Source organism: Mesorhizobium erdmanii, from assembly GCF_013170725.1.
Classification (GTDB): domain Bacteria; phylum Pseudomonadota; class Alphaproteobacteria; order Rhizobiales; family Rhizobiaceae; genus Mesorhizobium; species Mesorhizobium erdmanii.
In genome coordinates this window covers 5,814,916-5,835,649 of sequence record NZ_CP033361.1, presented here as the reverse complement: position 1 = coordinate 5,835,649, position 20,734 = coordinate 5,814,916, and the positions used below count along the sequence as shown (strand labels likewise).

Genomic DNA, 20,734 nt, shown 5'->3' with positions numbered 1-20,734 from the left:
GGTTACTTGGGTAGCGGCGTGGTGACACCCTTGACGTGCCAGTCCATGGCCACGACCTCGGCCACGGTCATCGTCTTGCCGGCGGGGACACCTTCGCTGCCATCGGCCTTGGCGATCGGACCGGTGAAGGGCGAGAAGCTGCCGTCGGCGATCTTGGCTTCGATTTCCTTGATCTTGGTCATGGTGTCGGCCGGGATGCCCGGGTTCCAGTCGACGACTTCGACGACCTTCTCCCCGACACCCAGGAAGGCGCTGGCGCCCTTGAAGGTACCAGCAAGGTGGGCGTCGACCGAGGCTTTGAAGAAGGGCGACCAATCGGTCGCAACGCAGCCGAGATAGGTCTTTGGCGCGTATTTCCTCATCGACGAGTTGAGGTTGAAGGCGGGAATGCCGGCCTCTTCGCAAGCCGCGACGACGGAAGGCGTGTCCTGCGCGTTGGAGAAGATGGCGTCGCATTTCTGCGCCAACAGCGCCTTGGCGGCTTCCTGCTCCTTGGCCGGGTCGAACCAGGAGTTCACCCATACGACGGAGACCTCGACATCTGGCTTCACGGCCTGAGCTCCGAGCGCGAACGCGTTGATGGAGGTGATCAGTTCAGGAATGGCGAAGGCCGAAACCGAGCCGAGCTTGCCGGTCTTCGAAAGCGCGGCCGCCGCCATGCCCATCAGGTAGGTGCCCTGCGAATATTGGGCCGCGAAGGGTGAGAAGTTCGGCGCTACCTGAAATCCTGAAGCGTGCAGCACGGTGACGTCGGGATTGCGACGCGCGATCTGTAGGGCGCCGTTCTGATAGCCGAAGGAGCCGGCGATCAGGACCTTGTTCCCGTCCGCGACCGCCTTGTTCATGATGCGGTCGGCGTCAGGGCCTTCCTGAATGTTTTCGAGGATGGTGACCTTAACCTTGTCGCCGTAAGCAGCCTTGACCGGTTCGAGCCCGTCGGCCAGCGCACGGCCCCAGCCGACGTCGCCTACCGGCGAGGGGACCACGAGCACGATGCCCAGCGGTCCGTCGGCGGCGAGCACGCGGCTGCCCACCGCGGCGACAAGCCCGGTAGCGGCAGCGCCCTTCATCAATGTTCTGCGGGTAAGATTTGTCAGCATGTCGGTTCCCCTTGCTTTTGGTTTTGGCTGCTAGAATTCCACGGTGGCGAGCGCCGCCTCGGCTTGCGCGAACAGCCTCGCTTCGTCGAGCCCCGGGAACTCTCCCGTGGCCCAGACGATGCGGCCGTTGATCATCGTCATGTCGGTCGGCGTGCCGATGCCCACCTTGGCAAGCAGGCTCAGCGGATCATGCCGCGTGCCGACATAGTCCATTCGCCGCGTATCGATGGCGAAAAGATCAGCCGCCATGCCGGGCGAAAGCCTGCCGATGTCGCTGCGCCCGAGCAGCGCCGCGCCACCGGTCGTCGCATAGCCGAGGAAGTCGGCCGGCGGCGGAACAGGGTGGTCGCGTGTCGACGCCGCAAGGCACTGCAGCATGTAGGCGGAATGGATGCAGTGCATCAGGTTGGAATTGTCATTCGAAGCGGCGCCGTCGCAACCCAGCCCCACGATGAGGCCGAGGGCCGACATCGCCGGTATGTCGGTGATTTCGGCACCGACGAGATAGACCGGCTCCGGGCAGTGCGCGACGCCGGTGCCGGTAGCGGCCATCTTGCGCAGTTCGTCGTGGCTCAGTTCCCAGCAATGGGCATAGAAGGCATCCGATCCGCTGAACCCGATCTCCGCGCAATAGTCCACCGTGCGCAGGCCGTGGCGGGCTTGCATGACCGGGCTTTCGCCTTCGCCGACATGGGTGTGCATGCGCACCTTGCGGTCGCGCGCCAGCGCCACCGATTCCACGAAGGTCTCGCGATAGCAGTTGACCGGCTGGCAGGGCGCGACAACGACCTGGCGCATGCTGAACCTACCGTCATCATGGTAGGTGTCGATCAGCCGGGCGCAGTCGGCGATGAACTCGTCCGTTGTTTCCAGCATGGCGTCGGGGATGGTCGATCCTTCCGATTTCGGCAGCGTGTTGCCGCCACGTCCGGCATGGAAGCGCATGCCGAGCAGCTCTGCCGCCTCGAATTGCCGGTCGATCAGCCTTTTGCCGGCATGCCGCGGAAAGCAGTACTGATGGTCGAAGGCCGTGGTGCAGCCATGCTTGATCAACTCGGCCATGGCCGTGACCGATGCGTGGTAGAAGCACTCCTCGGTCAGCCGCGAGAAGATGGGATAGATGCGGTCGAGCCATTCGATGACCGACAGCTTCGTCCAGTCCAGATCAGCACGGTTGCGCACGAAGCACTGGAAGAAATGGTGATGGGTGTTGACGAGACCCGGATAGACGAACCAGCCGGTGGCGTCCCGCGCGATGGTCCCGACCGGCAACTCCCCCTTGTCGAGGGCTTCGCCGATGGAGCGTATCGCCGGGCCGTCGGTCAACACATCGACATTGCGGCGGACGTGCGGACCGTTGCCATCGTCCACGATGACCGCAGCGCAGTTCTTCAACAGATAACCCGCCACGTCAGGCCTCGCCTCCTTCAGGGCCGGGCTCGGGTTTGAGCTCGTGCAACCGGTGGATGCCAGGCATCTCGATGAAGCCGTCGAGACTGCGCACCGCCCGCGACCATAGGCGGATCGCGGGATAGGGATCGAGCGAAACTCCGCCGTCGGGCGCCAGCGCCACATAGGGAAAACAGGCGATGTCCGCGACCGTCGGCCGGTCCGATGCCAAGAAGTTTTGGCCTCGGATACGCTGTTCGATAAGACCGGCTTCCAGTTCCCGCAGGGCCACCGTTCCTTGCCCCCGAAGGGCATCGATATTGCCCGGGCGCAGCAGCATCTCGTGCAGGCGCGCCGCCCCCAGGCTTGCCGTCAGTCGGTGCGAGAACGAAAGCCATTGTTGGACGCGCGCCGCCGGCATGGCCGTATCGTTGCCCAGCCATCGCTGTGCCGCCTTCGCGGCAAGGTAGACAAGCATGGCTGAGGATTCCGTCAGGACAAGGTCGCCGTCCTCGAAGATAGGGATCGAACCGGCCGGATTAAGCGCCATGAGTTCAGGGCCGCGATGCTCGGCCCCCGGATGGAAATCGACGGGCCGGATGTCGAGCTTCACTCCAGCAAGCGCGGCCATCAGGCGCACCTTGTAGCAACTGGGCGACAGCACATAGTCGTAGAGCTTCATTGCGCCACCAGTTGCGCGCCGTAGGTATAGCCATGGCGCTTCAGCCAGCGCCGGTAGGCAACCGAGGTCAGATCGGCTCGCGTGGGAATTTCCATGCCGGGGTCGAGCGGCAGCAACCCCGGAATCTGGTTTTCGAGGATCGACCGGTCCTGGACGAAGATCGTCTGCTGGAAATGGATCAGGTCCGTCATCGGTGTCTCGTCGTCGAACAGCGCCATCCAGGGCCACACGTCACACAGGTCCTCGGCGAGCGGCTGCACGAAAAGCGTGATCACGTCCCATTCACCCGGACGCGGCGGACAGGTCTTGTAGAGGATCGAGCATGTCGGCGCCGGCACGCGATACATGTATTCCGTCGTTATGCCGCCTTCCGCCGACTTGGCGGCCTGCGGCTGGTAGAATCTCACCTGGGTCGCCCAAACCTCGTCTTCGTCCTCACGGATTTCGACCTTGTAGTTCTGGACCTCGGTATGCGGCTCGGAGCCCAATATGTCGGTGTGGACGAACGGAAAATGCGCAATGTCCAGAAAGTTCTCCACCGCGCGCAGTGGCGAGCAGCGCACGCGAACCACGCCGACATCTACAAGCCGGCGGCCGGGCTGGTCGGCCTCGGGGATCGCAAACAGCGGCTTTTGCGGATCGCCGAGCGACGACCAGACATGGCCATAGCGGATGCAGACCGGAAGATGACGTCCGTCGCCCCTTGCGACGGTCGCAGTTCCGTCATCGCCGCGCTTCACCTCGATGGGCTCGCCCATCAGGGCCGTGCTGCGCCCGTGCGCATCGAGCTGGCTGACAAGGCCGACGGGATACCATTCGTCCATCATCGCGTTGCGGGTCATCGGCCTGTCCCGCCGCGCTCGATATGCTCGGCCGCCCGCCGCAGCGCCTCAGCGGCCCTCGACGCGGTGATGCGCTCGTCCGGGTTGCTGTCTTCGTCGATCAGAACATGCATAAGCGTGCGCGCCGGGCCTTCGGGGGCAAGCAGCAGGCGGACGGACGTGTCAGCATTCGTGTAGTCGAGCAGGCCTCCAGCGGTGCTGGTACCCGTGGCCTCCTCCAGCGCAACGATGCCTGCTTCAACCGTCATGGAGCGGACCGGCGCGAGCCCCTCGAACCGGGGCGGCCCGCCAGTGGGTTCGCCGGCGGAGATCCAGATGATGCCGCCGCCGTCCTCGACGTGCTGCGTGGCGACACGAACCGTCTCCGGCGGGGTCAGCGCCGGATGAGCCGGAATGCGCACGCAATTTCCGGCCTGGGCATAACCCCAGCCGTGATAGATGCAGGACAGGGTTTCACCCCGAACGAAGCCGTGGGAAAGGCGCATGCCGCGATGGGGGCATCTGTCGGCAAAGGCCGATACGCGGCCGGAACGGCCTCGCCAAAGCGCGACCCGCCCGGCCGGCGATTGCGCGGGCATTACGGTTCCCGCCGGCAAGTCCGCGGAGAGGGCAACAGGCATCCAGGAGCCGGTCGGATAAGGCGGCATACATCAACTTTCAAACAACCCCGCCATCTTCCCGAACGCGACCGCCCGGTCAAGCTCATGCCAATAGGCGCGGTAACGTTTGCACAATATTTCGTCACTGGCAATAATGCCCAAAAATAGGGCATGGCACCTTTGCAGGCAGAGGCTGCGGATCGAAAACTAGCCTGATTCGCCGGCGACCGGCGCCCGATGGATGGCGTCGACCCAGACATCGATTGGCCCAAGCGAGCATCCCATCTCCATCATGTCGATGAGCTCGGCCGGACCGGCAATCTCGAGTTCGATGCGGCCGGGACCGCCAACGCATATAGCATGCGCGAGCCCGAGCTTGGCGGCATGGCGTTCGATCCAGGGAAGGAAGGATGCCGCCTCGACATCGCCGAGGATCGTCATGCGCTCCCGCCAAGGATATCGATTTTGCTCGCTCATGGAAGACCTCGGCAATGAAACAGATATATATCTATCTGCGTCATACTCAATCGCCGAAGCACCTGACCAAAGCGCCATGAACAGGCTGCAGGGGTTTGTGGTCCCTCAATCCTCTGTGACGTCCGCAAATTTTCTTATGTGAGTAGGTGTCTGTCGCGACGCCAACGGGAGTGTCATGCGGCGGATCGTCCGCCAGATTACTACAAAGCCGAGCCGCCACCCAACCTACCCAAGTACCCGGACATGCCGGCCAAGAGACGGCATCACGTCCACGGGGAAGTTGGAGAGGCGTAGCTGGGGAAACGGTCCTCCGGGTCCACCAACTATTGGGGGCGTAGCAGGTCCATGTTGGCGCGAGGCGAAGAAGAACATCAAGGGCGCCGGCTTCCACGCCTCGCCTATTGAAATTGCAACTCGCCCCGAGAAGAGGGCGAAGCAACTCAAGTTCCGGAGCCGTCATGTCCAGCCAACGCAAGCGATCCTCATGGCGCAGCACCATCATCTGGCGGTCGTGGTAAGGCGATGTCGTCGTTGCCAGCCATCGTGAGGATTGCGTAGGCCCGGGGCCAATCGCGCGTCGCTCGCTCGGACTGTAATCGGCGCCCACAGCGTGCAGATAGGAAAGGCTCTCTGCCCGTCGGGGTTTGGTAGCGGGAGAGCGCTACCGTCTTTTTCCCACTCGGAAACCCCGCGATATTCTCTACGGTGTTGGGCGTGATGACCTGCATCGGTACTGCAAAGAGCGGCGGGGAACGGGAAGTCTGACCCGAGCCGATGTCCGTTTTCCACGACGCGAACGGCAGCTTGGAGCCGCATATCAGTCACTCATGCGGTCGCGTCCCTTCGCCAAAGCGGACATCGCCAAACGGCGGCCATTTAACCTGGAAAGATCGTGAAACCGCCATCGACGCGGATGACCTGCCCATTGATGAAGCGCGCGCGCGGGCCAGCGAGAAAGGCCACCGCCTCGGCGATCTCTTCTGGCTCCGCATAGCGGTTTAGCGATTTCTTGCGCGAATCCATGCGGTTAGGATCGACCACTCGGGTCGCCTGGAACCGGGCCGTCTTGGTGGCGCCGGGGCTCACCGCATTGATGCGCACGCCGTCGTCGATCAGCTCTTTGGCGAGGCAGCGCGTGTAATGCACGACCGCAGCCTTCAACGTCGAGTAGACGACCTCGGGTGAGACGCCGAGATGTGCTGCAGCCGACGCGATGTTGATGACGGAGCCGCCGCCGCGCTGCTTCATGGGCGGCACGAAGGCCTGGCAGACCAGCATCGTGCCGATCAGATTGTTTTCGGTGAGCACACGGATGTCGTCCAGTTCGATGTCGAGGGCGTTGTTCGGGTTCGGCTTGCCGCCCTTGGCGCCGATGTCGCCGCCGGCGCAATTGACCAGCACATGCACGTCGCCGAGGTTGGCCTCGATCTTACGCTTCATCTCCGCCACCGCCTTCTGGTCGCCAATGTTGCCGGTCACCGACGTGACCTTCGTGCCATGACGCTTCAGGCGCTCGGCCACCTCTGCGAGATTGGCGAACTCGCCGTATTTGGCCGGCGCTGTTTCGTCCATGTCATGGATCGCGACATTGGCGCCGAGTTCCGCCAGACGCTCGGCCATCACGCGACCGAGGCCACGGCCGGAGCCGGTCACGAAGGCGGTCAATCCATCGAGTTCACGTGCCGTCATCAGATCTTCTCCACTTTCATCAAACCAAGGTTGCGCATGTTGGCGGCGCTGCGCCTGATCATGTCGAGCTCATAGGAAACGAGGGAACCGTCGTCTTCGCGCTCCCAAGGGGTGCGGTAGTCGGCATCATCGGGGAGCCGGTTGCGCTGCGCGGCCCGCAGGCAGGCGGCAAATTCGCGCGCCGTCTTCGGCGGATAGCCGTGCCACCAGTCGTCGCTGAGAAAGCGGACATGCCGCGCCTCCAATGCGCCAGGTTCGAGAACGGCCGTCATGCGATCATGGTGTTCGGCAAGAACTGCGAACAGCTCGGCAAACGGCACCGCGCCATCGCCGATGGCACAGCGGATCAGCCTGTAGCCTTCGGTCGTGAACTGCACGCGGTAGTCCTTGAGGTGGACATGGCGGACATGTGGTGCGATCCGCCTGACAAAATCGAGCGGCGCTTCGCCGACCGGGAATGTGTTGCCGGTGTCGAAAGTGACGCCGACGCCTTCGCCGCCGAGCGCGCAGAAATCGACGAGTTCCTGGCTGGTGAAGTCCTGGTGATTTTCAATCGCCAGGACATGGCCTTCGGCAATCGCGCGCGGACCCCATTCCTGCAATCTCGCGCAAATGATGCCGGCGAACTCGCTCCATTTCTCGCCGGCAGCGTTGCGGTCGCCACACAGAACCGACGTCAGTGCCGTCCGGATGATTTTGGCCCGCAGCAGGCGCGCGGCCCGAAAGGCATCATCGAGCGGTTCACCGACGAAAAGGCCGCCGCTGACGATCGGAGTGATGCCAAGGCCTGCGAGCCTTTCGCGCAGCGCGATGACCGCATCGTCGGAGAGCTCCGTCAGCCATGGCATCCAGATCTCCAGCACCCTGGCGCCGAGCTCGGTCGCAAGCGCGATGAAACCCTCCAGCCCTGCCGGCTTGGGATTGGCGCGTGGCGTGCCGCGAGCCTGCAGGCCGAGATGGTAGGTCAGACCGTAGGGGTTCAGGCCCACCTGGAGCATGGAGCGGTCCTTTGATTGGCGTTTTGCGGTCATCGCAGGCCGGCATCCACGGTGATCGACTGCTTGGTGATCATGCGGCTGTCGTCGGCGGCGAGGAACAGCACCGTACGCGCGATCTCCTCTCCCAGCAGAACCCGGCGGATCATCTGGCGCTGCACGACCTGGTCGACCGAACCCTGCGTCTTGTACCAAAGCCGCCGTTGCCGGTCGGTGATGACGGCGCCCGGCTCAATGGCGTTGACACGGATGTTGTCGGGGCCAAACGCTCGCGCCAGAGCGAATGTCAACCCGACCACCGCAGCCTTGGCCGTCGCATAGGGCGCCATATCCGCCGCGCCGAAACGCCAGGCGATCGAGGAAAAATTGACGATCGAACCAAAGCCCAACTCCTTCATGTGCGGATGCACGGCCTGGGCGGCAAAGAAGTGGTGCCTGAGGTTCACGTCCTGGGCGTGGTCCCAGTACTCTTGCGTCACGTCGGCGACCGGGTGGCGATTATCGTCGGCGGCGTTGTTGACCAGTACCGCGACAGATCCGACGCGTTCGCGCACCGCGCCTATCGCAGCCTGGAGGGCGGGAATATCGGTCACGTCGCAGCGCATGAATAGTGGCGGGTGCGTTGCCGTGGCGGCGAGCTCCCGCGCGAGCTCTTCGCCGGCCTCCTCCTGCAGATCGAGAAACGCGACGCGTGCGCCATTGGCGGCGAAGGCGCGAACCGTGTCGGCGCCGATGCCAGACGCGCCGCCGGTAATCAGCACGACACGGTCGGCCAGGCTCGGATAGGTGGCAAAGGACAAAGGCGGAACTCTCTTCAGATCAGGCGTTGGGCCGTCGGGTCGAACAAGCACGCACGCGCCATGTCGATGCCGAGCGTCACCGTCTCACCCATCCGTGGCGTGCCGTCGGGGTCGAAACGGCCGGTGATCTCCTTGCCGCCCAGGCGCAGAACGGCCATGGTCTCCGCACCCGTCGGCTCGACCAGTTCGACCACGGCATCGATTTGCGCGATGCTTGGCTTGCGACGGGCAAGATCGGGATCAAACCGGTAGATGTGCTCCGGCCGGACGCCGAGCAAGAGCTGTCGCGGCGTATCTGACGGCAGCGCTTGGACGATCGGCAGGCTGGCCGTCTTGCCGTCGGCGGCCGGCAAGACAACAGTCGGGCGGCCGCCTTCCTCGCTCAGTTCGGCCGGCAGGAAATTCATCGCCGGCGAACCCATGAAACCCGCCACGAACATGTTGGCCGGACGGTTGTAGATCGTGGCCGGCTCGTCGAATTGCTGGACCGACCCCTGATGCATCACGGCGATGCGCGAGGCGAGCGTCATCGCTTCCACCTGATCATGCGTGACGTAAACCGTCGTCTTGCCGACGCGGTGATGCAGTTTCTTGATTTCGGTCCGCATGTCGACACGCAACTTGGCGTCGAGATTGGAGAGCGGCTCGTCGAACAGGAACAGTTTCGGATCACGTACCAGCGCACGGCCCATCGCGACACGCTGGCGCTGGCCGCCCGAAAGCTGTCCGGGCTTGCGCCCAAGCAGCGGTTCGATCTGCAGGAGCGCTGCAACCCGCTTGACGGCCTCGTCCTGCCGCGGCTTCGGTACGCGGCGGCTTTCCATGCCGAAGGTGATGTTCTCGCGCACCGTCATCGTCGGGTAAAGCGCGTAGGACTGGAACACCATGGCGATGTCGCGGTCTTTCGGCGCAACCGAATTGACTAGCCGGCCGTCGATGCGGATCTCGCCGGAGGTTACGGTTTCCAGCCCGGCGATCATCGCGAGCAAAGTGGACTTGCCGCAACCGGACGGTCCGACCAGCGCGATGAACTCACCGTTCTGCGCCTCGAGGTCGATGCCCTTCAGCACTTCGACCGCGCCGTAGTTCTTGCGCAGGGATCGGATGGTCAATGTCGACATGCGATGCCTTTCTTGGCGGTCGGGGCGATCGGCGACATGCGATAGGCTCCGCTCACTTGATCGCACCCTGGGTCAGGCCGCGGACGAAATACTTGCCGCCGAAGAGATAGATCAGCAGCGGTGGCAGCGCGCCGATCAGCACGGCGGCGCTCATCACATCGTAAGCGCGTACATTCGTGCCGCTTGCCGTCAGCGCGACGAGTGCGGCCGTGATCGGCTGTTGCTGCCCGGAGGTGAAGACGACACCGAACAGATATTCGTTCCAGATGCCGGTGAACTGCCAGATCACCGTGACGATCAGGATCGGTGAGGAGAGCGGGAGAATGATCCTGCGGAAGATGCGCCAGAAGCCTGCGCCGTCGATGCGTGCCGCCTTGATCAGATCGTCGGGGATGCTGACGTAGTAGTTGCGACAGAACAGCGTGGTGAACGAAATGCCTTGGACGACGTGGATGACGATAAGCCCGTAGGTTGAATTGCTGAGGCCCAGATTGCCGAGGATGAACGCCCAGGGCATCAACGAGATCTGGCCCGGAATGAAGACGCCGAGCAGCATGCAGGTGAACAGCGCTTCCGAACCCTTGAAGCGCCATTTCGACAAGATGTAACCGTTCATCGCGCCGACCGCCGTCGAGATGATCGTCGCCGGGATCGTCATTTTCAGAGAGTTGTAGAAGTTGCGCTGCATGCCCTCGCAGGTGCCGCCGATGCAATATGTGCTCCAAGCCTGGCCCCAGGCTTCGAGGCGGAAGCTGCGTGGCAGCGAGATCAACCCGTTGCGCGCGATCTCTTGCTGATCGCGGAATGAATTCAGCACCACGACCAGCAACGGCACCAGGTAGATCGCCGCGAAGATGACCAGCAGCCCATAGATGACGAAGCGGGTGAGGAAATGCCTGCGCGCCGCGACTGTGGCAGCGTGATGATCCTGCATCTGGTCCAGCGAGACGTCAGCCATGGCCGGCTTCCTTGCGCCGTCGCCAAACAACCCACAACGAATAGGGCACCAGCACCACGGCAAGAGCGGCAAGCATCATGATGGCCGCCGCGGCGCCTTCGCCGATCTGGCCGCGCTGGAACATCAGGTCATAGACGTAAATGGCAGGGAACGTGGTCGAGATACCCGGACCGCCTTTCGTGAGGGCCGCCACGAGGTCGAAAGTCTTGATGGCGAATTGGATCTGGATGACGGCGACCGCCAGGAAGATCGGCGCAATCGTTGGCAGAAGCACTTTGCGATAGATGCGGACGGTCGATGCGCCGTCGATCTGCGCGGCCTTGACGAGGTCCGAATCCACGGAACGCAGACCGGCCAGGAAGAGCGCCATGGCAAAGCCCGAGGACTGCCAGACACCGGTAATGATCACCGCATAGATCGCATAGCGTCGGTCGCTGGCGAGTGCGAAACTGAAATTTGTCCAGCCCAATCCGCGCACCATCGCCTGGATGCCGTCGGTCGGGTTGTAGAGCCAACTCCAGACCGTGCCGGTGACGATGAAGGAGACGGCCAGCGGATAGAGGAAGATCGTGCGCCAGACCGCTTCTGCGCGCACGCGTTGGTCGATCAGGATCGCCAGCAGCAGTCCCACCGCCATCGAGCCGACGATGTAGAAACCGCTGAAGAGAAAGAGGTTGTTGTAAGCGATGTTCCAACGCCGGTTCGCCCAGAGTGACGCGTAGTTGTCCAGACCGACGAAGCCGTAGGTCGGGAGCAGCGAGGAGTTCGAGAGCGAGATGTAAAGCGTCCAGCCGGTGAACACGAAGACGTAGACGAAGCTCGCCACAAGCGAGGGGCCGAGTACCAGCAAGGGCACCGCGGAGCCCAGCCGCTCGCGCCAGGGGCGGGCGGGCGCGGGGGTCGATAGGATCAGGTCGTGATTTGACATTTGCGGCGCGGAAATGGATGGAGGATGGCCGGGCGCGGATAGAAATTGCGCCCGGCCGTTCCTATCTACTTCTGTGCTTCGGCCGCGTCGGCCATCGCATTGGCGCCGTCCTCGGGCGACATGTCGGGCGTCGCTACGAACTCGGTAATGGCGTCCATGATCGCACCGCGCATCTTCTGCGGGATGGTCATGTTGTGTGCCATCGAGCGGACCAGCGTGCCGTCCTTGATCGAGGCCTGCAGATCCTTCTGCGAGAGCTGCTGGCAGGGATTGAAGCCCTTCGACAGATCGATATCAAGGCGCGCGGGGATCGAGCCCTTGGCCTGGTTGAAGACCGTCTGGAAGTCGGGCGACAGGATCAGACTGGCAAGCAGCTTCTGGCCGTCGATGTAATCCTGATCCTTTTGCTTGAAAAACACGACCGAGTCCGAATTGAGGATGAAGCCGGGTTTGCCCCAATCGGTCGGTGCCTGGGCGCAGACATAGTCGGTGCCTTCCTTGAAGCCGGCGGCGGTCAGCAGGCCGATCGTCCAGTCGCCCATGATGTGGAAAGCCGCGTCGCCCTTGCCCACGAGCGCCGACATCGAATCCCAGTCGCGGCCAACCATGCCCGGATCCATGTACTTGGTCGTCATCAGGCGCATCTGCTGGAAGGCCTTGACCATCCCCGGGCTGCGCATGGATTCGACATCGCCCTCGACGAAGGCCTTGCGATAGAGATCGATGTCCTGGCCGTAGAGCACGACCTCGAACACCGTTGAATCTGTCCAGTCGGCGGTCGAATGCGAGATGCAGATCTTGCCGGAGGCGACGATCTTGTCGCAGGCTGCATTGAACTCGGCCCAGGTCTTGGGCATTTCGGTCACGCCGGCGGCCTGCATGACTTTCGGCGAGGCCCACAACCAGTTGATGCGGTGGATGTTCATGGGAGCGGCGACCCATTTGCCGGTCGGCTTCATCACCGGAAGCAATTCCGGCGCGACCACTTTCTCCCATCCTTCCGAGGCCGCCAGCTCGTCGAGATCAGCGGTCATGCCTGTCTTGTTCCACTCGGCGATTTCCGGACCTTTCAGCTGCACGGCGGGCGGGGCATTGCCGGCGATCACGTCGGCACGCAGCTTGGCCAGCGTATTGGCCGTGTGACCGGCGATCGAGGTCTGTTCCCATTTGCCGCCCTTGGCGGTGAACATCTCGCCGAGCTTGGCGATCGCCTGGGCGTCCGATCCAGTCGCCCACTGGTGCAGTAGGTTCGTCTTGGGCTCGGCGAAGGCTGCTCCGGCGACAAAGGTGCACGCAACGGCGGCCGCGAGGGCGGTCATGACGCATTTCATAGTTTCACTCCCATATGGTGTTGCACGGTTCGTATCGACCGCTTATGGCCGCGGTTTGAAGCCGCCGCCGGCGAGATGCGTTAATCTCAAGTTCTTTCCAAGATGACATATTGGAGCTACCAGTCAACGATGTTTATGTTGGTCCATGACAAAACCTTCGCTTAGAACCTGGCTGATCGACAGGCCGTCCGCGTCGCCGGAGAGCATGATCGTGCGCTGCCTGAGTGAACGCGGCGCCCTCTCGGCGTCGCAGATCGCACGTGTCACCGGTCTGGCGCGCTCGACGGTCTCAACAGCGCTCAATGGCTTAAGAAAATCGGGCATGGTGATCGAAGCCCCGACCAGTCGCGAGGGGATCAGAGCTATTGGAAGGCCAGCCGCGGCCGTGACGCTCAATCCGACAGCGGGTACCTGCGTCGGAATTCACCTGGGGCTTCAGCAGATACGGCTGATCGTTGCCGATGTCTCACATTCCGTCATTGCCGAACAAACTATCCCCATGGCACTGGACTACCAGCCGCAGCAGGCGGCCCAGATGGCCAAATCGGCAATTGCCCAATCTTACGAGGAAAATGGTCTGCCGATGGCGGGGCTCCTGGGGGTTGGGATTTCCGTCTCTGGTCCTGTCAGCCGCGATGGAGTGGTGCTGCGCGCGAGCATCGTTCCAACATGGGCTGGCGTCAACATACGAGATGTGTTCGGACCTGTCCTGGAGCGGCCGATCTTCGCCGACAACGAGAGCAACTGCTCAGCCATTGCGGAGCTGATGTGGGGCGCGGCAATCGGCCATGACGATTTCGTGCTGTTCAAGATCGATCTGGGGGTTGGTGGCGCCATTGTCCAGCATGGCCGGCTGGTGACGGGCATCGCCGGCGGCGCCGGCGAATTCGGGCACATCAGCATCGATCCCGGCGGCGATCTTTGTCGGTGCGGCAATCGCGGATGCCTGGAGCTCTATGCGAGTTTTGCCCGGCCACTGGAACAGATTTCGCGTGTCGTGCGGCGGCAGGTCACCATGGACGATGTCATAATGATGGCCAAGGAGGGCGACGTCAGGGCGTTGCGGATGATCGAGGATACCGCCGAGATCGCCGGCCGGGGTCTCGGCTTGATCGGCTCGGTGCTCAATCCGCCGCTCATCATCATCGGGGGCCAGATGGCGTTGGCGGGCGACATTCTGTTGACGCCGCTGATCGCGTCCTATGAACGCCACACGCTCATCAAGTCCCGCGATATCGCTCCAGCCCTTCGCACGCGGATAATCGTTGGCAAGCACACCGAGAACGACGCATTGCTGGGCGCGGTCGGCCTCGTGCTGAGACACCAGGCGAAGGAACTCTCGCTCGGCTGATCGGCTTGGGTCAAGTCGCGACTGCGGACCTTGGGGTCTGAAGATCCAAGCGTAGCACTTCCTTGGCTGCGAGACAGAACAGTCGTCGGACCTCCGCCACTGTCAACTGCGAAGGCCGTCACGGATGGACGAGAAATAGTGGTCGGTTCCTACCTGCCCGCCCTTCAGCGCAACCTCCAGCCCGTCAATGGCTTTGACGTGCGAATGAGCAACGCAAAGTGGTGAACCAGGCGAGGCGGGCAGAGGCATCGTGACGGTCAGCGCGTCGACGCCCATTTGTCCCAGCGCATGGCTTGACGTGTCACCGCCGGCAATGACCACGCGCCGCAAGCTCTGCTCGTCAGTCAATTGGCGCAGCAGCGCACCAAGGCCGCGGCCAAGTTTGTGGCGGGCGCCTTCCTGCCGGTCGATTTCGGCGCCCCTGTCGGCTGCGGGGCCAAGCGCGGTGTAGAGTATGACGCTTCGCCCAGCTTGCAGGCTGGCGCGGCCGCTTGCCGCCGCACGCTTGATCGCCGGCTCTGAACCCTCCGAAACCAGCTCGACAGGATCGACCTCGATGCCGTCGAAGCCGTCGCTCAGGGCATGGCGGATCTGTCGTTCGGTGGTCGGCGAGCAACTGCCCGACACGACGGCGATGCGGTCGGCGGCGCCCGGCGGCGTGAAGCCGGGTCCGGCGCCGACGATGTCATTCGACGCCCATTCGGCCAGCAACGCATACTCGACGCCGGACGAGCCGGCGACAAAAGAGCCGCCCGGCTTGCGCATGCGCCAGATCTCTTTGCCTGCAAGGGCCTGAGTCTCCCGACTGTCGACGTCGACAAGCACGATGGCCGTGCCATTGTCCACGAAGCGATTGAATACCTGCGACCGCTGCTCCGACTGCAGGGTCGCAAGGTCGATCAACCCCGATTTGAGATCCGTCTGCCGCGACAGATGGATCAGCAGGTCCGATTCATCCATCGGCGTCGTCGGGTGGCGGCTCATCACCGGATGGCGGTCGATGCGGAAATATTGGTCACGATAGGCAGCGAACAGATGGCCAAAGGCGGTGTATCGCTTGAGCTGCGGCGCGCCGACCAGCAGAGGCACGCTATCCTGTTTGAAGACCTCGCGGCCAATCTCGATCGCCCGGCCGATGCTGCCAATCGTCGGGCTGGAATCGAAGGTCGAACAGACCTTGTAGTGGCAGATTTCGGCTTTCAGCATCTTCAGCCAGGCGAAGGCGTCGCGCAGATGCGTGTCCATCCAGTGTGGCGTCTCGCTGCGGCTGGTGCCGGCCAACCCGACCGCCTGGCAATGCTTGAATTGGGCAAGCAGAGCCTCGTCCGGCTGCCTCATGAACAGCACCGTCTGGACGCCGCCGAGCTCCAGCGCTTCCATGACGTCGGTTGAGCCGGTGAGGTCGTCGCCATAGTAGCTGAGCAGCAGGTTCTGCATGACCTCAGGCCGCCTTGCCGTCGCCGAACTTTTCGATCGACCGTGCCAGTTCGGGGTGGATCAGGGCGAAGTTCGCCAGTGGTATGCCGTCGACCGCCGCTTGCCAGGCTTGCTGGACGGCGCGCACGCCGGCGCCTGGCCCGTCCGGATGGCTGACGATGCCGCCGCCGCAGAGATAGAGCAGGTCGACCGTGCGGCCGGTTCGTTCGTAGGTCTCGGGCGCCTGTCCGCCCCACTGGCCGGAACCTGCTACCGGCAGCGCACAATCATCAGGCGAAAAGATCGGCGTCGTCACTGCCTTGAAGGATTCGATGAAGGATGCATCCGGCTCCCAGTATTTTGAAGAGATGCCGTTGATCTGGAACTGATCGACGCCGAGCAATCGCCAGAACTGCTGCCAGACCTTGAAATCCATGCCGAGGCCGGGGTGGCGGGTGAGGATGTCCCAGCCGTTGCGATGGGCGTGCAGCACCAGGCTGGAGCGTTTTCTTAAATAGGCCATGCCGCCGAAGCCGATGGAGTTGATGTTGATCACCGCGCAATTGCCGCCAGCCTTCGCTACCACGTCGTGGTTACGCATCATCTCGTCCGGATCGGCATGCGAGATGCCGAAGGCGTACATCACCTTCTTGCCGGTCTTCTGCTCGTGGTCGAGGATGAGTGGCATGATCGCCTTCACCCGCTCGGCCAGCGGCGAATAGGCCGGGCTCATCAGCTTTTCGTCATCCTTGATGAAATCGACGCCGGCGGCGATCAATTCACCGACCATCTCGGCTGTCTCATGCGGCCTCAGCCCCAGCGCCGGCTTGACGATGGTGCCGATGATGGGACGGCCCTCGACACCGGTCAGCTTGCGGCTGCCGGCGACGCCGAACTGCGGGCCGGGATGGGCGCCGCGATAGTCATCAGGCAGCCTCATGTCGACGATGCGGATGCCCGACAGGCCCTTGATCGAATACGTTCCACCGATGGCGATGGTCATGAGCGCCGACAGGTCGGTACCGATCGCGTCGAACGGGAAGGAGATGTCGACATCGGCGCGCTTGAAAGGCCCGCCGCCGGCCTCGGGAATGGACGGTTGCTCCACATCCGGCAGATGCCGGATCGCCAGCACTCGCGCCGCCACGCGGGCCTTCAACTCTTCAGTCTCGCCGGGTAGGGCAACGAAGGTGCCGGTCGACTGGTCGCTGGCGATTTTGGCCGCCAGCGCTTCGATGTTGCCTGGCGTTTCGATGCGATAGGTGAAGGTGATCATGGGAAGGCCGGCCGGGTCGAAAAGGGTCCGAAAATAGTTTCGTCACATCTGAATTCTGGTATAATGAGTACATAAGTATTGCAAGCAAATATCCCACTTCGCGCAGCGAGGGGCGGGCAAGGTGCAGGCATTCCGGGAATCGCACCGGCAGTGCTAAACAGGAACCGGGCCAGGGAGTGATTCGTCACGATGAACCGTTCGGAGCCGATCGTCCGGCGCAAACTTTCCGACGAAGTCTTTGCAAGGCTGAAGCGGCTGATCACCAGCGGCGAGTTGCAGCCGGGCGACGACATGCCGTCGGAGCGCGAATTGATGGAGCGCTTCGAGGTTGGCCGGCCTGCCATCCGCGAGGCGATGCAGGCGCTGAGCAATATGGGCCTCGTCGCCATTTCGCATGGCGAGCGCGCCAAGGTGCTGCAGCTCACCGCCAAGTCGATCATCAGACAGGTCGACGGCGCGGCCAAGATCATCCTGTCCTCGTCGAGGGACACGCTAGAGCACCTCAAGACCGCGCGCATCTTCTTCGAGCGCGGTATGGTCAGGGAAGCTGCGGAGAAGGCCACCGTTGAGGATGTGCAGCGGCTCAAGGCAACCGTTGCCGAGCAGCGTGCCGCGCGAGGTGATTCCGAAACCTTCATTTCCGCCGACATGAAATTCCACACCCAGATCGCGACGATATCGGGCAACCCGATCTATGTCGCCGTCAGCGAGGCGATGCTCGGCTGGCTGAAGGAATATCATACCGAAATGCTGATCTGGACCGGCAAGGAACAGTTCACGCTCACCGAGCACGAAGAGATCATCGACCGCATCGAGAAGAAGGATGCCGATGGCGCCGAGAAGGCGATGATCAAGCATCTGGAGCGCTCGCGCGCCCTCTATGTGATGAATTCTGAAAAGTAATCTGATTCAGCCGATCCGAGCGATCGCGTAGGGTGTCATCACAAGATGGCCTCGGTCAAACTCCGAAAAGTCGACTGCCACGTCGCTTGCCGTCAGGTTCGTCAGCCACACGACCGTCTTGCCCGAGGATGAACGCCCGGCCAACGCCAGTACCCGCGTCTCATCGCTCGTTTTGGCCGTGACATGGTTAAAGCCAGCCAGCTCGCAAAGCCCCTTGATGGCTTGGAAGATCGGCCGAGGTGACCCTTCCGCAACGGGTTCCCCGGATGCCGCCAGCACGCCGAATGGCCCGGTGAAGCCGGACAGCGTCAGCATCTCCAGGCCGGCCGGCGCGACCCGCGCGGCATAGCCGATCGTCCAGGCGGCGGCGAACTGGCCATTCTGGCGCGGATCGCGGTTCGCCATGGCGATGCGCTCTCCCCGCGGATTGTCCTTGGTGGCGCCGCCATACGGGTTCTGTCGCATGGCAATGGTCGAGGGTCCGATCCGGTAGGGCTTGTCGCCGAACATCGCCCGCGCCGACCGGGTGATGAACGGCAACGCCTCCAGCGACTGCATGACGCTGAGATCGTCGGCGGCGTGCACGATCGGGCAGGTGCAATGGGTGACGAAATCGAGCAGCCCGGCCGGGACGCGCTTGCGGTTGAGCTCGGTAAAATAACTGAACATGCCGCCGCCAAGACGGATATCCGGGAAGGCACGGCGCGCGGCGGCGTAAACATCTTCCAGCGGCGGGCACGCCGGCCAGGCGCTGCCGGGCGGTGTCGACTGGCGGTCGACGGAAGGCGAAACCGCGATGGCGTTGAGCTGCAGCCCTGCCTCGCGCACCATGTCGGCGACATTGGAGAGCTCGGCATCGAGATCGCCGCTGCAGGCGACCACGCATTCGAGCGTTGTCAGAGCGGGATACGCAGCGGCGAACCGGGCGAAAGAGCACAAGGCATCGAGCCCATGGCCGACCGTCGGATCGTAATGAAGCAGCAGTTGCTGCGGGCCGAGCGCCGACAAGGTGGCGAGGTTCGCCAGCGCTGTCTCGACATCGCCGGGATAAATGATCACGCCGACATCCGGCAGCGCCGGGCCGGGCTCGCCAAGCGTCACACGGACCGTGCCGGAGGCCTCGGCAGCGGCCAGCGTCCTGCCGTCGCCGGCAATACGCAGGCTGATCGTCTGGTGGTTGGTTTCGCCGGCAGGCAACACATAGGGCCAAGGCAGCGCCAGCGGCCGCACATAGGTCTTGTAGGAGGCATCGGACCAATTGCGCTGGTCCTCCATCTCGAAAATGTCGCCTTCCATGCGGCATTCGGCGCTGACGCCGGGACGCACTTCATGGGTGATGGCGCGCAAATCCTTGAAAGGCTGCCAGGGGTCGATCAGGTCAGGCAGTTTCGTCGCCACCACACTGCCATCCGTATGCTCCACCGTTACCGGTCTGCCGGCGAGGCCGGCGATCGGATGCAGGATGCAGAAGCCGCAGCGGTTGGTCTCGAAATCACTGTCGGGCAGCGCGCTGACGTCGAAGACCAACTGCCCATCAGAAGAGCCTTTGATGGTGGCGCGGAAAGCGAGCCGGCTTCCGCGCGGCCCGGTGCAGCCTGCCGTATAGCCGACGGAGAAAGCATCGGCGTCCTGAGCGATGGTCAGGTTCGTCAGCGCTGGTTCGTAGGTGCCCCAGTCGCGGTCGCGCATGATATAGGCGATGGCGCGCAGCACCTCGGTGCCGCCATGGCGGATCGTGCGCAGATTGCCGTTGACGAAATCGGCGCTGAGCGGTCCGGCGTTGAGCCGAATCGGTTCGGCTTCCGCCGCGCTTGTGCCGCAGAGGAGGAAGCGATCACCGGTCATTTCAGCAGGTCGTCGATCCGCACCGGTTGCTGGCTTGCGGCGCCGGTATAGGCAGCCTCGACCAGCGCGAATGTCTTGAGGTTGTCGGCACCGGAGGTCGCCGGCTCCTTGCCTGATGCAAGGCAGTCGACCCAGTGCCGCTGAATCGCCAGCACGCTTTCCTGGATGTTGTGCCATGGCCGTGAGGCCCAGGGCAAAAGGGGCGGCGAGATGTCGGTGACCGTCGTGCCGTTCTTGCCGGTGACGGTGAACTGGTATCCCTGCGCCAGCCGGAGTGTGCCGTCGCTGCCGTCGATCTCGATCAGCGTTTCGGGAAATGGCTCGACGGCAAGCCTGGTCGCATAGCTGCAATCGACCACCGAAATGGCGCCGCCGACATGGTCCATCAGCATCGTGGCGACATCCTCGCCGGCGATGGCCTGATTGATGCGCGCCGTGCGGGCGGTGAGGCTCGAAACGTCGCCCAGCAGGAAACGGGCGATGTCGAGGATATGGATGCCGAGGTCTTCGATGATGAAGCGCTTGCCCGTCGCCAGGTAGGGCTGGCCGGAAAACACGTCATAGGCGGAACGGAAGGAGATACGCCCGAAGAACGGCGTGCCGATCGCGCCGCTGTCGACTACAGCGCGCACCGCCTGGATCGGCGACTGCCAGCGGAAATTCTCATGCACCATCAGCGGCACGCCGGCCTTGGCGCAGGCCGCGACCATCGCCTTGGCGTCAGCGAGCGTCGGTGCGAACGGCTTCTGGCAGATCACCGGGACGCGGTTGGCGGCCGCCATCTCGACCAGCGGCCGATGGCTGGCCACGGTGGTGGCAATGTCGACGAAGTCGAGCCTCTCGGCGTCGAACAGCGCCTCGGCTTCGGTGTAGCGCCTTGCCACACCGAACTGGTCGCCGACGATCCTGAGCCGCTCCGGGTCGCGGTCGCAGATGGCGACGATCGAGGCGCCGTCGATGTCGCGCCAGGCATGCATCTGGTTGACGGCGAAGAAGCCGCAGCCGATCAGCGCTCCACTCAAAGTCGCCATG

Annotated in this window: 19 protein-coding genes; 2 read left to right on the top strand and 17 right to left on the bottom strand. The window is 63.2% G+C overall.

Features of this window, described 5'->3' with window-relative positions; genetic code table 11:
• Positions 1-2 precede the first annotated feature (2 nt).
• The 13 genes from EB233_RS28180 to EB233_RS28120 form a co-directional block, all read right to left on the bottom strand.
• Entirely contained in the window at positions 3-1,097 is a 1,095-nt protein-coding gene (locus EB233_RS28180) for a BMP family ABC transporter substrate-binding protein (protein WP_171892312.1), read from the bottom strand.
• Between the two features lie 33 nt (positions 1,098-1,130).
• A complete protein-coding gene (locus EB233_RS28175; protein WP_064991338.1) occupies positions 1,131-2,510 on the bottom strand; it encodes an amidohydrolase in 1,380 nt (459 codons plus the stop codon).
• Between the two features lies 1 nt (position 2,511).
• Entirely contained in the window at positions 2,512-3,171 is a 660-nt protein-coding gene (locus EB233_RS28170; protein WP_064991339.1) for a glutathione S-transferase family protein, read from the bottom strand.
• Entirely contained in the window at positions 3,168-4,013 is an 846-nt protein-coding gene (locus tag EB233_RS28165) for an aromatic ring-hydroxylating oxygenase subunit alpha (protein ID WP_064991340.1), read from the bottom strand. The genes EB233_RS28170 and EB233_RS28165 overlap by 4 nt, the downstream gene beginning before the upstream one ends.
• Entirely contained in the window at positions 4,010-4,660 is a 651-nt protein-coding gene (locus EB233_RS28160; protein WP_064991341.1) for a Rieske 2Fe-2S domain-containing protein, read from the bottom strand. Before EB233_RS28160 ends, EB233_RS28165 begins: the two co-directional genes overlap by 4 nt.
• Positions 4,661-4,819: 159 nt before the next feature.
• Positions 4,820-5,089, bottom strand: a complete 270-nt coding sequence (locus EB233_RS28155) for an acylphosphatase (RefSeq protein WP_064991342.1) — start codon at positions 5,087-5,089, stop codon at positions 4,820-4,822.
• An 876-nt stretch (positions 5,090-5,965) separates the two neighbouring features.
• Positions 5,966-6,778 carry an SDR family NAD(P)-dependent oxidoreductase gene (locus EB233_RS28150; protein WP_064991343.1) on the bottom strand — a complete coding sequence of 271 codons (813 nt, stop codon included), beginning with the start codon at positions 6,776-6,778 and terminating at the stop codon, positions 5,966-5,968.
• Entirely contained in the window at positions 6,778-7,776 is a 999-nt protein-coding gene (locus tag EB233_RS28145) for a sugar phosphate isomerase/epimerase family protein (protein WP_064991387.1), read from the bottom strand. The genes EB233_RS28150 and EB233_RS28145 overlap by 1 nt, the downstream gene beginning before the upstream one ends.
• Positions 7,777-7,805: 29 nt before the next feature.
• Positions 7,806-8,573, bottom strand: coding sequence for an SDR family NAD(P)-dependent oxidoreductase (locus EB233_RS28140; protein WP_064991344.1), 768 nt, complete (start codon positions 8,571-8,573; stop codon positions 7,806-7,808).
• Positions 8,574-8,587: 14 nt separating this feature from the next.
• Positions 8,588-9,694 carry an ABC transporter ATP-binding protein gene (locus EB233_RS28135; protein WP_064991345.1) on the bottom strand — a complete coding sequence of 369 codons (1,107 nt, stop codon included), beginning with the start codon at positions 9,692-9,694 and terminating at the stop codon, positions 8,588-8,590.
• 52 nt (positions 9,695-9,746) lie between these two features.
• Positions 9,747-10,652, bottom strand: coding sequence for a carbohydrate ABC transporter permease (locus EB233_RS28130; RefSeq protein WP_081294260.1), 906 nt, complete (start codon positions 10,650-10,652; stop codon positions 9,747-9,749).
• A complete protein-coding gene (locus tag EB233_RS28125; RefSeq protein ID WP_064991346.1) occupies positions 10,645-11,580 on the bottom strand; it encodes a carbohydrate ABC transporter permease in 936 nt (311 codons plus the stop codon). The genes EB233_RS28130 and EB233_RS28125 overlap by 8 nt, the downstream gene beginning before the upstream one ends.
• A gap of 65 nt (positions 11,581-11,645) precedes the next feature.
• A complete protein-coding gene (locus tag EB233_RS28120) occupies positions 11,646-12,899 on the bottom strand; it encodes an ABC transporter substrate-binding protein (RefSeq protein WP_244277783.1) in 1,254 nt (417 codons plus the stop codon).
• 157 nt (positions 12,900-13,056) lie between these two features.
• On the opposite strand from EB233_RS28120, the gene EB233_RS28115 reads away from it, so the two are divergent.
• The gene (locus EB233_RS28115) at positions 13,057-14,262 is read left to right on the top strand and encodes an ROK family transcriptional regulator (RefSeq protein WP_081294261.1); all 1,206 of its coding nucleotides are present in this window, start codon (positions 13,057-13,059) and stop codon (positions 14,260-14,262) included.
• A gap of 102 nt (positions 14,263-14,364) precedes the next feature.
• On the opposite strand, the gene EB233_RS28110 is transcribed toward EB233_RS28115, so the two are convergent.
• Together EB233_RS28110 and oiaX are read right to left on the bottom strand one after the other, a co-directional pair.
• Positions 14,365-15,699, bottom strand: a complete 1,335-nt coding sequence (locus EB233_RS28110; RefSeq protein ID WP_064991350.1) for a four-carbon acid sugar kinase family protein — start codon at positions 15,697-15,699, stop codon at positions 14,365-14,367.
• Between the two features lie 4 nt (positions 15,700-15,703).
• The gene (gene oiaX, locus EB233_RS28105; protein WP_064991351.1) at positions 15,704-16,954 is read right to left on the bottom strand and encodes a 3-oxo-isoapionate-4-phosphate decarboxylase OiaX; all 1,251 of its coding nucleotides are present in this window, start codon (positions 16,952-16,954) and stop codon (positions 15,704-15,706) included.
• A 189-nt stretch (positions 16,955-17,143) separates the two neighbouring features.
• On the opposite strand from oiaX, the gene EB233_RS28100 reads away from it, so the two are divergent.
• A complete protein-coding gene (locus EB233_RS28100) occupies positions 17,144-17,857 on the top strand; it encodes a transcriptional regulator NanR (protein WP_027055446.1) in 714 nt (237 codons plus the stop codon).
• A gap of 6 nt (positions 17,858-17,863) precedes the next feature.
• Here the strand turns inward: EB233_RS28100 and apnL are convergent, their stop codons facing one another.
• Positions 17,864-19,702, bottom strand: a complete 1,839-nt coding sequence (gene apnL, locus EB233_RS28095; protein WP_064991352.1) for a D-apionate lactonase — start codon at positions 19,700-19,702, stop codon at positions 17,864-17,866.
• On the bottom strand, positions 19,699-20,733 hold the full coding sequence (locus EB233_RS28090; RefSeq protein WP_064991353.1) for a Gfo/Idh/MocA family protein: 1,035 nt from the start codon (positions 20,731-20,733) through the stop codon (positions 19,699-19,701). Before EB233_RS28090 ends, apnL begins: the two co-directional genes overlap by 4 nt.
• Between the last annotated feature and the right edge of the window lies 1 nt (position 20,734).